The sequence below is a fragment of the Marinomonas flavescens genome, from assembly GCF_004352835.1.
GTDB lineage: Bacteria > Pseudomonadota > Gammaproteobacteria > Pseudomonadales > Marinomonadaceae > Marinomonas > Marinomonas flavescens.
Map to the genome: position 1 here is coordinate 27855 of NZ_SJSB01000017.1, position 14465 is coordinate 42319.

Here is a 14465-nt window from a genome sequence, read left to right on the forward strand (position 1 = left end):
TTCTTCCGACATAGTATTTAAAATTGCTTCAAGGTGAAGCGCTGATGGTAAATAACTAAGCACAAGTTGTGCCAGAATTTTGGGCGTTCATTTAAAACCTTTAATAACAACAACATAACATAATAAGCGCTTGAAAATGCACAATTTTATTGCTTTACGATAGAGCATTTCAAAAACCATTGTCACTTTTTAGTGCGATAAATGTCTTCGTGCTCAAAAATGGTGCGAATATATTGTTTTCGTCCTTCTAGCCTTTTCTTTATAATAAGTTCCGTTTTTAATTATCTGGCATGCAACGCACTCTTTATGAAATTTATTGTTAAGTTTTTCGCTGAAATAACCATCAAAAGCCGTCCTGTAAGAAAATCATTTATCAAGCAACTTCGCCAAAACATAAAACTGGTGCTGAAAAAGCACGATGTCGATGTTGTGGTAGCAGGGAACTGGGATTTCATTGAGGTGTTGTCTGAACGTGACGATTTGCGCAATGACTTTATTGACGCTCTATCTAATACCGCCGGCATCGCACATTTTCAATTTGTTCGTGAGTTTCCATTAGTGGACCTTGACGGTGTTGTGGACGAAGCATTGGTGTCTTATGGCGACGTTTTAAAGGATGCCGTGTTTGCAGTGCGAGTTAAGCGTGTTGGCAAACATCACGACTTCACCTCTGTTGAAGCAGAACGCTATATTGGTGGCTGTTTGAAAGCCAAGTCTGGTGCGCACAGTGTTCGCTTGAAAAATCCTGATGTGCTGGTGCCAATTGATATTCGAGATAATCGAGTTTGGATGATCGAACAGCGGGTTGAAGGCTTGGGTGGTTATCCGATTGGCTCTCAAGATTCTGTACTGTCGTTGATTTCAGGTGGTTATGATTCCACTGTAAGTACTTATATGACCATGAGTCGTGGTTTGAAAACGCATTTTTGCTTCTTTAATTTGGGTGGCGATGCGCACGAAATTGGTGTGAAACAAGTCTCTCATTTTTTGTGGGAAAAATACGGCTCTGGTTTGACGGTAAAATTTGTCACCGTTCCTTTTGAAGATGTTGTTGGAGAGATCTTGACGAAAGTGGATAACTCTCAAATGGGGGTTGTCTTGAAACGCATGATGTTACGAGCAGCGTCTCAAGTGATGGAAGGTGTTAACGCGAAAGCACTGGTGACGGGCGAAAGTGTGGCGCAGGTTTCTAGTCAAACCTTGATTAATTTAAAGGTGATTGATCAGGTGACCGATGAGTTGGTCATTCGTCCATTGATCACCACTAATAAACAAGAAATTATAGACAAAGCGATCGATATTGGTACGGCAACGTTTGCGGCCAGTATGCCTGAGTTTTGTGGTGTAATTTCTGTTAAGCCGACTACGCGAGCAAAAATGCAAAAAGTTCAGCGGGAAGAGGAAAAATTCGACTTCGCTGTATTAGAAAAAGCCATTGATGAAACTCGTGTTATGTCGATTCAGAATGTCATGGACGATGTCGACAAACAATACCAAGGCGAAGTGCCTGTTGTGCGCATGCCTGTAGCGGATGAAGTTATTATAGACATTCGTCACCCAGATGAATCGATAAAGCGCCCATTAAAAGTCAGTGGTCGTCCAGTTAAAATCGTACCATTTTTTGCGTTGGATTCGACGTGGTCCTCATTAGACCAAGACGTGATGCATTTATTGTATTGCGGAAAGGGTGTAATGAGTCGGATGCATGCCTCCTATTTATTAGGTAAAGGGCATTCCAACGTCGGAATTTATTTACCGTAAAAAAACGACCATGAACGTGATCTATTTATTACCGAAGGTATCTTTGTCATAAATAGATCGCGGGCATGTTTTTATGCTTCAAAAATACCCTATGAAGATTATTTGTTGACTTTTTTGGTTACTTTAATGGGATCTTCATCAATATAAGGGTACAATTGCGCGAATTTTACCCCGTACTGAGATCCACCGCGCTTGAAGAGCATAGCTGCTCGAGCCAAGCAGCGATATATCTTTTTGCTTACGCTTAATGCAGAGAATTAAAATGTCTAATGATATTAGCAAGTTACGCAATATAGCCATCATTGCGCACGTTGACCATGGTAAAACTACCTTGGTTGATAAACTATTGAGTCAATCTGGTACTCTTGATCGTAAAGATGAAGGTTCAGAGCGCATCATGGATTCCAACGATCAAGAAAAAGAACGTGGTATCACCATCTTGGCGAAAAACACGTCAATCATGTGGAATGATTACCGCATCAACATCGTAGACACACCAGGACACGCCGATTTCGGTGGTGAAGTGGAACGTGTACTATCTATGGTCGATTGTGTATGTCTATTGGTTGATGCTGTTGATGGCCCAATGCCGCAAACGCGTTTCGTAACTTCTAAAGCATTTGAGCAAGGTTTGCGTCCTATTGTTGTTATCAACAAAGTTGACCGTCCTGGCGCTCGTCCTGATTGGGTTATGGATCAAGTTTTTGATCTTTTTGATAACCTTGGCGCAACAGAAGAACAGTTAGACTTCCCTGTTATTTACGCTTCTGCAATCAACGGTCAAGCTGGTACTGATCCAGATAACCTAGCAGATGACATGACGCCATTGTACGAAATGATCGTAGAAAGCGTTCCAGTTCCTGATGTTGATCCAGAAGGTACATTCCAAATGCAGATTTCTGCATTGGATTACGACAGCTACGTTGGTGTTATCGGTGTAGGCCGTATCACACGTGGTAGTTTGTCTCCTAACCAACAAGTGATTGTAAAATCAGCTGATGGCAAAGAGCGTAAAGGTAAAGTACTAAACGTGAAGGGCTACCATGGTCTAGCGCGTGTTGACACAAACAAAGCGTCTGCTGGTGATATCGTATGTATCAACGGCATCGACGGTCTAAGTATCTCTGATACCTTGTGTGATCCTACTTGTGTTGAAGCGCTTCCTGCATTGTCTGTAGATGAGCCAACAGTAAGCATGACTTTCATGGTAAACGATTCTCCGTTTGCTGGTAAAGAAGGTAAGTACATCACTACTCGTAACATCAAAGACCGTCTAGACCAAGAATTGATCCACAACGTTGCATTGCGCGTTAAGCAAGGCGATACACCAGATAAATTTATTGTTTCTGGTCGTGGTGAGCTTCACTTGTCTGTATTGATCGAATCAATGCGTCGTGAAGGCTTCGAAATGGGCGTATCCCGTCCTGAAGTTGTTATCAAAGAAATCGACGGTGTTAAATCTGAACCATTTGAAATGGTAGTAATCGATGTTGAAGATCAGCATCAAGGTTCTATCATGGAAGAAATCGGCTTACGTAAAGGTGAGCTAACAAACATGGAGCCAGATGGTAAAGGCCGTACACGCCTTGAATTCATGATGCCTTCACGTGGTCTTATCGGTTTCCGTGGCTTGTTCCTAACATTGACGTCTGGTTCTGGTATTTTGACAAGCGTTTTTGATCACTACGGTCCAGTTAAAGACGGTGAAGTTCAAAGTCGTAAAAATGGTGTATTAGTAAGTATGCTTACTGGTAAAACAGCCGCTTACTCTTTGTTTAACTTACAAAGCCGTGGTCGTATGTTCCTAGGTCACGCGGTTGAAGTGTACGAAGGTCAAATTATCGGTATTCACTCACGTGATAACGATCTAGCCGTTAACCCTGTTAAAGGTAAGCAGCTGACTAACGTACGTGCTTCTGGTACAGATGAAGCGTTAACGCTTACGCCACCAATCAAGCAAACACTTGAGCAAGCACTTGAATTTATCGAAGACGATGAATTGGTAGAAGTAACACCAGTTAGTATTCGTGTTCGTAAGAAATACTTAACTGAAAACGAGCGTAAACGTAACGGTCGTAAGTAAGACATCGCCATTCTTTAACAAGCAACTCGTCAGAGAGGTTTAAAAGAGCAGCAGCAAATAGAGTCACGCAAGTGGCTCTACGAGCGACAGAAGCGCCTTCGGGCGCTTTTGTTTTATCTGGGGTTTGCTAAAGTGCTTGATAGAAAAAGGAGCTGAAAATGAAGGTATTAGTACAGCGAGCATTGAATGCTAGTGTCATGGTAGAGGGTGAGATCATTGGGGCGATCGATCATGGGCAGCTTGTTTTGGTGGGAATTGAAAAGGGTGATACAGAGCAGGATGTGCAGCGCCTCGCCGATAAATTGCTCAAATATCGTATGTTTTCCGATCAAGATGGCAAGATGAATTTAAATGTTCAGCAAGTCGACGGTGGCGTTTTATTAGTGTCTCAGTTTACTTTGGCGGCAGACACGAAAAAGGGTCTACGCCCTGGGTTTTCCACAGCGGCAGTGCCCGTTGAAGGCGAGCGTTTATTTAATGATTTTGTGGATAAAGTCCGTGCACAGTATGATCGTGTCGCGACAGGCCGCTTCGGTGCTGACATGAAGGTATCCTTTACCAATGACGGTCCAGTGACCTTTATGTTGGATTAGCGTCTGAATTCAATCATCGCGAAAGCATAAAAAAGCGGCTGTGGATAACAAGCCGCTTTATTAACAAAATTTTGACGGAGCAATGGATTGTTAAACTTGCTCTGAGTCGTCTTCAGGTTCTTCTATTTCAACTTTTACCGTTCTTCCTGCCAACAAGCCTAATTCAAAAAGTAGCCACATAGGGATCGCTAACAGCGTTTGAGAGAAAATGTCAGGTGGTGTAATAAGCATACCTATGACAAAGCAGCCAAGAAAAACATATGGACGTTTTTTAGATAATGTTGCGACAGTTGTCACGCCTGCTTTTATCAAAAGATAAGTGGCAATAGGAATTTCAAACGTGACGCCAAAAGCGAAAAACAGCTTAAGGACAAAGTTAAGGTAGTTGTTGATGTCTGTCATCACAGTCACATCACTAGGGCCTACTGTCGTAAAAAACCCAAAGATAAGTGGCAACACAACAAAATACGCAAAAAGTACACCGCCGTAGAAAAGGATAATGCTGGATATAAGTAGCGGGATGGCGATTCTTTTTTCGTTTTTGTACAAAGCTGGTGCGATAAAAGACCAAGCTTGATAGAGGGTATAGGGGATAGAAATTAACACTGAAATCGCAAATGTCAGTTTTAGCGGGGCTAAAAATGGCGATGCAACCTCAGTGGCGATTAGTGAGCTGCCTTTTGGTAATAATAGGCGCAATGGCTCAGAGACGATCATATAAAGATCATTGGCAAAGTAATATAAGCCAATAAAAATAACTAAAACAGCAATCACTGATTTTAATAATCGATTTCTTAGCTCAATTAAATGGGCAACAAGCGGCGCTTGGGAAGAAGAATCAGTACTCATAGTATTAATAATCTGCCAGTGAATTAAGGGCGAGAGGTGTCAGTTGTGCTGGTTTTATCGTCTGTACTTGCTTTGTCTGTGCTTATTTTATCTGTACTTACTTTATCTGCATTAGTTTCTGAGTCACGAGTCTTGGATGGATTGAGCTCATTGCTAGCAATCGCATTGTCTAACGTAATGTTCTCTTCTTCTAGTTGGTTTGTTGGTTCAGTTGATAACGGCGCCAAGTTTTCTGTTTCTAATGCGCCTTGCAGGATTGTATTTTCTTCTGCTTGCGCAACAGTGTTGGATTTTTCAGCATCAATGTCTGCTTTTTCAGCGAGCATTGATTCAGGTAAAGGCGTGATCATGTTTTGAATGTCGTTGCCTTCTTTTAAAATGCGCTTGTTTGTCTGCTCGATTTTTTGCTGTAGTTCTTCTTGATCCAATTGGGCGTTTATTTCCCGCTGCACCGTACTAATAGTACGGCGAATCTTACGAATCCATAGGCCTGCTGTCTTAGCAGCAATAGGAAGCCGTTCAGGGCCAAGAATAATCAAGGCCACTACGAATACAACTAATAGTTCTGAGAAGCCAATATCGAACACAGATTAAGCGCTCTTGTCGTCTTTTTTAGTTTCTGACTCGATGACTTTGCTTTGCGCTGTCTTCGATTCCTCTTCTGCATCATCTTCTTTGTTAACGGCTTCTTTAAAGCCTTTAACTGCACCACCTAAATCGCCACCTAGGTTTTTCAGTTTTTTAGTGCCAAAAATAAGAACTAAAATTGCTAAAACAATGAGCAATTGCCAAATACTGATACCACCTAACATATGTATGTACTCCTATTTAGTACGGTTAGCTTTTTCTTCCAAGCCTGATAAGTTGAATCGTCGCGCTAGCTCATTTAAAACATCATCAGGACCTAAATCAAGATGGGAAAGCATCACTAATGTGTGAAACCATAAATCAGCTGTTTCACCAATTACTTCTGAATTATCTTTCGAAACCAATGCATCTTTCGCTGCAATAATAGTCTCTATGCTTTCTTCACCTACTTTTTCGAGTATTTTATTCAACCCTTTCGCGTGTAAGCTGGCAACATAAGATGAATCAGCTGCCGCTGTTTTGCGTTGTTCTAGGGTGATAGCAAGTTCGGCTAATACGTCGGTTTTCATTATAATCTCACGAATGTTACGGTTTTAGTATCAATAAGTATAAGCCTACAAAAAAGAGCGAAACGCTCAAAATGTCGGCACTTTGAAGGTATTGAAGTGACTCTGGGTCTATGGTTAACCATGCCGCGCCTAGACTGACAATGCCCAGTAGTCTAAATGGTATGCCGCGTCTGCTTTGTTTTACTTCTTTACCTAGTTCAAGTATCGCAGCTGTTTGTGCTTGCATGCGCTCTTCTTGGTGAGAAATTTGAGTCAGAGCAGAAAAAATCAAATTCGGAATTTTAGGCAATTGGCCCGCCCATTCTGGCGCTTGTTTGCGCATTTCTTCTATCATGCGCTTTGGCCCCATCTGTTCGTGCATCCAGCGTTCCAAGAAAGGTTTCGCAGTCACCCACAAGTCCAAATCGGGATAAAGCTGGCGCCCAAGCCCTTCGATGTTCAGCAGTGTTTTTTCAAGTAAAACAAGTTGAGGTTGGACTTCCATATTAAAGCGTCGAGCGGTTTGGAATAGACCAATTAGCACTTGCCCAAAAGAAATGTCTTTAAGTGGTTTGGCAAACATAGGTTCGCATACACTTCGAATAGCGGATTCAAAAGCATGAACTGGCGTTTCTTTTGGTACCCAGCCACTTTCTACATGTAATTCAGCAACGAGACGATAATCGCGTTTGAAAAACGCCAAAAGATTGCGTGCTAAATAATTCTTATCGGCATCGTCTAAGCTGCCCATAATTGCGCAATCGATGGCAATGTATTTGGGTTTAAGCGGATTAGATACGTCGACAAAAATATTGCCAGGATGCATGTCTGCATGGAAAAAACTGTGAGAGAACACCTGAGTGAAGAATATTTCGACACCACGCTCAGCTAAACATTTCATGTCTACCTTAGCGGCGTTTAATGCTTTTATGTCTGCAACTGGAATGCCGGATATGCGTTCCATAACCATGATATTTTTATGGCAAAAGTCCCAGTAAACTTGCGGCACATAAAGTAATTCGGAGTCCGTGAAATTTCGTTGCAATAGGCCTGTATTAGCGGCTTCTTTAGCAAGGTCTAATTCATCCAAAATAGTGTATTCGTAATCAGTCACTACTTCGACAGGTCGTAAGCGACGGCCATCAGAGCTGGTTTTCGCGACAAAATGGGCCAGAGTATAAAGTAGGCCAATGTCTTGACGAATAGTGGTTTCGATATTTGGTCGAATTACTTTTACCACAACATCTTCACCGGAGTGGAGCTTAGCGGTATGAACTTGAGCTATGGATGCAGAAGCAAGCGGCGTGGCTGAGAATTCAGCGAAGAGTTCGCTTACTGGTGCTTTTAAGTCTCGTTCAATAATTGCTTGAGCGGTTTTACCAGAGAATGCAGGCACTTTATCCTGCAGCTTAGCTAGCTCGTCCGCAATATCGTCATCAAGAAGGTCTCTGCGTGTAGACAATATTTGCCCAAATTTCACGAAGATAGGACCAAGCGATTCTAGCGCTAAACGCAATCGTTCTCCGCGATTTTTGAGTGCTCTTTGTCTACCAAATCGACAGACTACCCCCATGGTGTAACGCAAATACCAAGGTAGCTTATCAAAAGGAACGAGCGCATCAAGGCGGAAACGAATCACCGTAAAAATGATACGAATTAAACGCAAAGCACTTCTTAGCATATTAGAATTTAAACCCTTTATGTAATGCGACAATACCGCCAGTCATGTTTTGATAGCTAGTACGCTCAAAGCCAACGTCATCCATCATTCCCTTTAGTGTTTCTTGGTCAGGATGCATGCGAATAGATTCCGCTAAGTAGCGGTAACTTTCCGAATCATTAGCAATCACTTTGCCGATGAAAGGCAATAAACGAAAAGAATATTGATCGTATATTTGCGACAGTGCTTCGGATTCAGGTTTTGAGAATTCAAGCACTAATAAGCGGCCGCCGGGTTTAAGAACGCGATACATAGACGCCAGTGCTTTAGATTTGTCCGTAACATTGCGTAGGCCAAAGGCAATCGTGATGCAGTCAAAAGTATTGTCTGGAAATGGCAGCTCTTCGGCGTTAGCTTGAACAAACTGCACATTACCAACCACACCATGGTTAGCCAATTTATCACGACCTACTTTCAGCATAGAATCATTGATATCCGCTAGGATAACTTGTCCTTTGCTGCCAACTAAGCGAGAAAACTTAAGCGTTAGATCGCCAGTACCACCGGCAATATCAAGTACCTTGTTACCCGCGCGGACGCCAGATTGGCTAATAGTGTGGCGTTTCCACAAGCGATGTATACCACCTGACATAAGGTCGTTCATAATGTCGTATTTGGTGGCAACAGAATGAAAGACATTAGCAACAGCTTGTACTTTCTCATCAGTAGGGATTTCTTTAAAGCCAAAGTCGGTGGTTTTTTTCTGATCGTCTTGCATAAACTCATTCATCCTAAGGGCGCCAAGACGCGCCAAATTCTTTAACTGTGGTGCGTACATAATAGTAAAGCATTGTAACTGCCATAACTTAGCTAGGGTACTGCTTTATTGGATAGTTTTATCAGCCATCACGGTGTTTCTGCCTGCTTCTTTTGCTGAGTAGAGTTGTTTATCTGCTCGAGAAAAGAGTGCTTCATGATCTTCGTTTTCAGCTAACTCGGCCAAGCCGATAGAGATAGTAATAGATACGGGCTCTCCATTCACATTAAAAGGTGTTTTTTCTACTTCTTTACGGATCTCTTCAGCTCGATGAACCGCTTGTGCTAATGTCGTATTAGGGAAAATAATAGCGAACTCTTCACCGCCATAGCGAAATGCTAAATCTGTGTCTGCTAAGGCATGACGAATTTGCCTGGGGACTAAGCGCAATACCTTATCCCCTGCTAAATGCCCCCAAGTGTCATTGACCTGCTTAAAAAAGTCGATATCACACACGGCCAAACAAAGGGCTCTTTTTTGTTCATGGCTTGCTTTGCACAAGGGTAATATATTATCTGAATACGCGGCTCTATTAGGTAGATTGGTTAGCGAGTCTGTCATCGCTTGAGCCATTTTTTCTTGTAAACTAGAGCGTAAAGCAAGGGTGTCTTTTTCCATTCGGTTTACCTTACTTTTTAATAAGGTGATCGATTGGGTCGCCATTTTTTCTTGGCTGTGCATTTGGTCGCGATATTGCGTCATGGTGGTAGAAATATTGACCATACGCTCACTGATGAGTTGTTTAAGGCTGCTTAAATTGTCAGCTTTCTGGACAGCTTCTGAGGTGTCTTTTACTTGCTTTTGCATGGTCGCGTCGAAGCCTTCTCGACTTTCAGATAAGCTCTTCTGGCTTCTATAGTTCTTAATGATAGAACTGTTTATGCCTGCAAGCTGTTGATTTAATTCATTAAGGTAAGAGCTTAACCCTTCCTGAGTATTACCAATAGCAACCATCACTAAAGTGATTACGTCATCAAACAGTCTAGGGAGATTCTGAAAATCTTGGTCTTGACTTAGCGCATTTTGGATTTCGTTGATTTTACTGTCATATTCGTTTGATAAGGCCAAGTTATTGAGCAAACCCACAATGGTATGGCTTATCTGTTTTAGAATATCTTGGTCGTTTGTCTTTTTTTTAGTTGAGGAGTGCTTTAAAAGACGTTTAAAAAGAGAGCCTTTGTTTTTTTCTGTAGAGGAGTCTTGAGACAGGGTATTTTCAACAAGGGCCAAATATTCTTTTAACAACTGAGGCCATGATGGCAAATATTCCCAATTAGAGCGAATAGAAGCAATAAACGCTTTTTTCTCGCTTTGTGGAATGGTCTTATTTTGTTGTTCAAGGACATCGATTAAGTCGTGTAGCGTATCTCGAAACGCCTTAGCTTTTGCTAACTTAGCGTCGTCTGCTTGTAGAAGAAGAGGCTCCACATTGTTCAAAATTGTTTGAATCGCCGACGCATCGGCGCCTTTGGTTATCAATCGAATTTGACGGATAGCGGAGTCCAGCTCAGGATTGTTTCCTTCGGCTAGTAAACTCGTCCTTGATACGGCTTTACGTAAAGCCTTAACTAGCTTGTCTTGAGAAGTATCCGTCATGGAGCCTCACCTTAAATGGTTATTTGTTTTGTTCTTCTTTCTTAATAAGATAATTAACGACTTTGTAGATGTTTTCACTGCCATCTGCGGTTTCAGCATCCACTAAGTATTTGCCATTAACCACGAGTGTTGGCGTGCCACGAACGCCGTAAGATCGAATTTTCGCATCCGCTTGACTAAGACGACTCTCAACAGCAAATGAATTGTACTGTTTCTTGAACTCAGCTTTACTAACGCCATAGTTCGCAAAGAATGCCGCTAATGAGTCTTCTGTATTTAGGCGTTCACGTTTCACATTAATGGCATTGTAAAGGTCTTCGTGTACTTTACCTTCAATTCCCAATAATTCAGCAACATAAAACGCTTTCGCATGAGCGAGCCAATTACGTCCAAATACGGCTGGTAAATATTTGAAGTCTACGTCATTAGAAATGGTCTTTTTCCACGCTTGTGTATAAGGCTCAAGATGGAAGCAGTGCGGACAACCAAACCAAAACACTTCGACCACTTCAACCTTGCTAGGATCTTCTGTTCGAACGGGTGTTGGGATCGTTGTATAGCCGTGTCCATCACTGTAATCCTGCGCGTAGGACGTTAATGGAATGAGTAAAGTAAGAATTAGGGCTGAAAACAGCTTTTTCATTGATAGCTCCTGATAATCGATGTTTGTAGTGGTTGGCAACATGTTGCCCAGATTTTCGATTTAATTCGATGGCTTGTCTGCTATAAAGTTCTAATATTCCAGTAAGTTTACATAAAACTTACTGCTTTAGTCACAGTGCTTGACGTATTTCTTTTATTTCTTATGCGTTTTGTCATGATCTTGTGACGACTCATGAAGCCCTTGAATATAATTAGCCACGGCATCCATTTCATTATCTGTCATTTTCTTGGTAATTGTTTGCATCATTTCAGACGGATCATTGTGGCGACCCCCCGTTTTAAACTGAATTAACTGTGATTTTGTGTATTGTTCAAACTGTCCCGCTAAAGCAGGGAATGTTGCGGAATTTAGACCTTTACCGGCAGGGCCATGACAAGATGCACAAGCTGGTACGCCTGAGTCTGGATTGCCGAAACGAAAAAGTGTTTCACCTTGTTCTACTTTATTGGCAGAGGCTTTACCCAGCGTGGTTTTTTGAGTGGAAAAATACGCGACGATAGCGGACAGGTTTTGTGGCGAGTATGTCGTTAATAAACCAGTCATTTGCGGGACGTTGCGTTTACCGGATTGAATATCGAGAAGCTGTTTTAATAAGTAATCTTGTTGTTGGCCAGCAAGTTTAGGAAACAGGCTTATTTTGCTGTTGCCATCTTCGCCATGGCACGCCACGCAAGTTGTTGAAAGTGTTTTACCTTGATTTATGGTGTCGTTAGCTAGCGTATAAGACGCGGCGCTTAATGAGATAAAAAGACAAAGACACAAACGTACCATAATTGACCCTAGTGCAAGTAACTGCGAGAAAGATTGAATTAAACACATATTTACAGGTGAAAACATGGCAAAAAAAGCGAATTACAGGCATTATATACAACCGATGAATAAACGTGAACGCTAATTCCGATTCCACTGACGAATACCAACTTATGACTCCTTTTGACGCAATCTTCCGCTCCGCCCACTTTATTAAAAGTGCCGAAAAGCTTTCACAATGTCCACTTGATCAAGGTATTGAGGTTGCTTTTGCTGGTCGATCTAATGCTGGTAAATCGACGGCATTAAATACGCTAACTGACCAGAAAAAATTGGCACGTACCTCTAAAACACCAGGGCGTACTCAGTTGATCAACTGCTTTGGCCTAAGTGTGGACGACAGACGATTGATTGATTTGCCAGGCTACGGTTTTGCAAAAGTGCCAATCGCCATGAAAAAAGTTTGGCAAGCACACATGCAAGATTACCTAATGAATCGTCGTTCTTTGGCAGGCGTGGTATTGGTAATGGATATTCGTCATCCACTGAAAGAATTCGATGAAATGATGTTAGATTGGGCAAAATCTAATGGCATGAAAGTACACGTATTACTTACCAAGTCCGATAAGCTAAAACGCGGCCCAGCTAAATCGACCATGTTAATGGTGCAAAAAGCGATTAACAGTCAAGGGGTGGATGGCACAGTACAAACCTTCTCTGCGCTAAACAACGATGGCATTGATGAGTTACGTACACAGCTTGCCGAGTGGTTGGTATTTGATAAATTGGACGAAATCCCAATTTCACCAAACGCTTAATAGCCGATATTTAGTTACTAAAACTTATATTTAGTCATTAAACTCTATACTTAATAATAAAAAAGCCTCAATTGAGGCTTTTTTTGTGCTTATCTTAGAGAGGCAGTCACTTACGAGGCTTGATAAGCCGCTAAGAAAGTATCGAAATCCACCTCATCGCTGTCTTCAATGTGTTTCTGCTCCGCGATCGATTTTTCAGCCATAGCCGCAAACATTGTTAGCGTTTTCTCGGACAACGGAGACGCTAGCCAAGCGGCTTGTTGCTTATTAGCGATAGACAACATGGCGGGCTGGAAACCCTGTGCTTGCTGACATTTAGCGAGTAGCTGTGCAGAAGGTAATAGGGATTCATCAGAAAGCTTATTTTCTTGCTCATTAATAGCGTCTAAATAAGCGCTATTGCCTGTTTGATTTACGAGAAACTGTGCAACGATTTTCAGTTCACTAAGTAGGTTTTCTGCTTTATCGCGCAGACGAATAGGGCCTTGTCCGAAATCAAAGGAAGCGTCCAACTCTCGACCATGAGACGCCACTTCTTGTTGGGCAACCCGCAGTTGATGACATTCGTCGCTGTCTAATAAAGTGTCATCGCTGAGCATGCAATACAGTAAGAATACGTCGATGAAATAAAGCGTCGAAGCTTTCATACCAATGGATGACTCTGGGTCTAAATCCATAATCCGCACTTCGATGTATTCCACACCACGATCTTGAAGTGCTGCGCTTGGGTGTTCGCCTGGTTGTGTCACGCGCTTTGGACGAACATCGCTGTAATACTCATTTTCAATTTGCAGTAAATTGCTGTTCAGTTGGCGATATTTACCATCTACTTTAACGCCTATTTCTTGATAGCGCGGATAGGGTGTTTTCAGCGCGTTTTTAACCGTCTGAATATAAGTATCGACTTCGTTATAACAAACAAACAAATCGGCTTGAGCTTTATTTTGATAGCCCAAATCACTCATGCGTAACGATGTCGCTTTATCACCAACCCAGGTGTTTTTTTCCAAACTAGACAAACTATTCGGTTTTATCTTGAGAAAACTCTCATCAATAGCCGGAGAAGCGCCGAACAATAATGACAACACCCATGAATTGCGACGGAAGTTACGAATGAGGGCAAAATAGTTATCTGACTGAAACGTCTGCTTTTGCATGTCAGTCAGTACTGTTTGTCCTTTATGTGTAGCTAAAAACTGCCAAAACGCCGCGTCAAAAGAGAAGTTATAATGCATACCTGCGATGCATTGCATAATGCGACCATAGCGATTGGACAAGCCTTCACGGTACACATACTTTAATTTACCGGTATTGGATTCACCAAAGTAGGCAATGGGCACTTCTTCATTGCTTTCTAGATAGCAGGGCATGCTGGCTGGCCATAAGCATTCGTCTTGCTTGGCTAGCTCATGGTTGACCACATGATGAATCTCATCCAGCTCATTAATCACACCTTCTACACTAGGGTGAACCTTGGTGATAAATTCCATCAGAGATTCAGAATAATCTGTGGTGATTGAAGGGTGAGTTAATGCCGCACCGAGCACCGCTGGATGTGGTTTATGGGAAATGCGACCTTGCGAGCGGTCGACACGTAGCGCTTCCCGCTCTACTCCGCGATGAAACGTTAGTGCTGCTGAAGAATCTGATTGTTGGCAATGAGTCGCCAGCGCATTTAAAGCATCGTTTAAGGTAGTCAAGAAGTCGTCCTTCTATAAAATAAGGCAAAAATAAATAC

The 14465-nt window shown here is 42.1% G+C and carries 14 protein-coding genes; 4 read left to right on the plus strand and 10 right to left on the minus strand.

Annotated elements, in window-relative coordinates; genetic code table 11:
• Window positions 1-306 precede the first annotated feature (306 nt).
• From thiI to dtd, 3 genes are all read left to right on the plus strand, one after another.
• On the plus strand, window positions 307-1761 hold the full coding sequence (gene thiI / locus E0D70_RS14795) for a tRNA uracil 4-sulfurtransferase ThiI (protein WP_133013055.1): 1455 nt from the start codon (window positions 307-309) through the stop codon (window positions 1759-1761).
• Between the two features lie 262 nt (window positions 1762-2023).
• Complete coding sequence (gene typA, locus E0D70_RS14800) at window positions 2024-3844, plus strand: translational GTPase TypA (RefSeq protein ID WP_133013056.1); 1821 nt, start codon at window positions 2024-2026, stop codon at window positions 3842-3844.
• A gap of 158 nt (window positions 3845-4002) precedes the next feature.
• Window positions 4003-4437 (plus strand): D-aminoacyl-tRNA deacylase, encoded by a 435-nt coding sequence (gene dtd, locus E0D70_RS14805; RefSeq protein ID WP_133013057.1) that lies wholly within the window; start codon window positions 4003-4005, stop codon window positions 4435-4437.
• Window positions 4438-4527: 90 nt separating this feature from the next.
• Here the strand turns inward: dtd and tatC are convergent, their stop codons facing one another.
• From tatC to E0D70_RS14850, 9 genes are all read right to left on the minus strand, one after another.
• Window positions 4528-5286: a twin-arginine translocase subunit TatC gene (gene tatC / locus E0D70_RS14810; RefSeq protein WP_133013058.1), complete on the minus strand. Its 759-nt coding sequence runs from the start codon at window positions 5284-5286 to the stop codon at window positions 4528-4530.
• 23 nt (window positions 5287-5309) lie between these two features.
• Entirely contained in the window at window positions 5310-5873 is a 564-nt protein-coding gene (tatB, locus tag E0D70_RS14815) for a Sec-independent protein translocase protein TatB (protein ID WP_133013059.1), read from the minus strand.
• Window positions 5874-5876: 3 nt separating this feature from the next.
• A complete protein-coding gene (tatA, locus tag E0D70_RS14820; protein WP_133013060.1) occupies window positions 5877-6098 on the minus strand; it encodes a Sec-independent protein translocase subunit TatA in 222 nt (73 codons plus the stop codon).
• 12 nt (window positions 6099-6110) lie between these two features.
• Entirely contained in the window at window positions 6111-6443 is a 333-nt protein-coding gene (locus E0D70_RS14825; RefSeq protein WP_133013061.1) for a phosphoribosyl-ATP diphosphatase, read from the minus strand.
• A gap of 16 nt (window positions 6444-6459) precedes the next feature.
• Entirely contained in the window at window positions 6460-8103 is a 1644-nt protein-coding gene (gene ubiB, locus E0D70_RS14830) for a ubiquinone biosynthesis regulatory protein kinase UbiB (protein WP_133013062.1), read from the minus strand.
• A gap of 1 nt (window position 8104) precedes the next feature.
• Window positions 8105-8860 (minus strand): bifunctional demethylmenaquinone methyltransferase/2-methoxy-6-polyprenyl-1,4-benzoquinol methylase UbiE, encoded by a 756-nt coding sequence (ubiE, locus tag E0D70_RS14835; protein ID WP_133013089.1) that lies wholly within the window; start codon window positions 8858-8860, stop codon window positions 8105-8107.
• A gap of 105 nt (window positions 8861-8965) precedes the next feature.
• Window positions 8966-10495 (minus strand): GGDEF domain-containing protein, encoded by a 1530-nt coding sequence (locus E0D70_RS14840; protein ID WP_133013063.1) that lies wholly within the window; start codon window positions 10493-10495, stop codon window positions 8966-8968.
• A 19-nt stretch (window positions 10496-10514) separates the two neighbouring features.
• Window positions 10515-11138, minus strand: a complete 624-nt coding sequence (locus E0D70_RS14845; protein WP_133013064.1) for a thiol:disulfide interchange protein DsbA/DsbL — start codon at window positions 11136-11138, stop codon at window positions 10515-10517.
• A 153-nt stretch (window positions 11139-11291) separates the two neighbouring features.
• A complete protein-coding gene (locus tag E0D70_RS14850) occupies window positions 11292-11930 on the minus strand; it encodes a c-type cytochrome (protein ID WP_133013065.1) in 639 nt (212 codons plus the stop codon).
• 152 nt (window positions 11931-12082) lie between these two features.
• Here E0D70_RS14850 and yihA point away from each other — a divergent pair, with 152 nt between their 5' ends.
• A complete protein-coding gene (yihA, locus tag E0D70_RS14855; RefSeq protein ID WP_133013090.1) occupies window positions 12083-12727 on the plus strand; it encodes a ribosome biogenesis GTP-binding protein YihA/YsxC in 645 nt (214 codons plus the stop codon).
• Between the two features lie 110 nt (window positions 12728-12837).
• Here yihA and gshA read toward each other — a convergent pair whose 3' ends face one another.
• Window positions 12838-14427, minus strand: coding sequence for a glutamate--cysteine ligase (gene gshA, locus E0D70_RS14860; RefSeq protein ID WP_133013066.1), 1590 nt, complete (start codon window positions 14425-14427; stop codon window positions 12838-12840).
• Between the last annotated feature and the right edge of the window lie 38 nt (window positions 14428-14465).